Raw genomic sequence first — 527 nt, 5'->3', positions numbered from 1 at the left:
ACTTCCATAAACTTCCCCGCCACGCTGGCAGGCATCGCGCGCGAGCAGGACATCGGCCTCGACGCGGTAGAGATCTGGTTCGCCGACGAAGCCCGCGTCGGCCAGAAGAACGGCATCACCCGCCGCTGGGCACGGCGCGGGACCAGGCCCTCGGCGCCGCAGGACCAGCGCTACGCGTCGACCTACATCTTCGGCGCCGTCTGCCCGCAGGAGGGCAAGGGCGCGGCCCTGGTCCTGCCCTTCTGCAGCACCGCCGCGATGAACCTGCACCTGGCCGAGATCAGCGAATTGGTCAGCCCCGGCAAGCACGCCGTGCTGCTGCTCGATCAGGCCGGATGGCATCTTTCCGGCGACGTCACCGTGCCGGAGAACATCACCCTGCTGCCGCTGCCGCCGAAATGCCCCGAGCTCAATGTCATGGAGAACATTTGGCAGTTCATGCGCGACAACTGGTTGTCGAACCGCGTCTTCCGCGACCACGACGACATCGTCGCGCTCTGCTGCCTCGCCTGGAACCGCCTCGTCGA

At 67.0% G+C, this 527-nt stretch carries 1 protein-coding gene; it reads left to right on the top strand.

Translation table 11 applies throughout. From position 1 onward, the window contains the following. Positions 1 to 527, top strand: a 527-nt coding sequence (locus tag ACFHPP_RS31345; RefSeq protein ID WP_437167130.1) for an IS630 family transposase, incomplete at both ends; no start/stop codon positions are given.

Origin of the sequence: Falsiroseomonas sp. E2-1-a20 (assembly GCF_051433195.1) — a bacterium.
In the GTDB taxonomy this organism is placed as follows: domain Bacteria; phylum Pseudomonadota; class Alphaproteobacteria; order Acetobacterales; family Acetobacteraceae; genus Falsiroseomonas.
The sequence above is the reverse complement of the archived record's forward strand: the minus strand, read 5'-3'. Positions and strand labels throughout refer to the sequence as shown.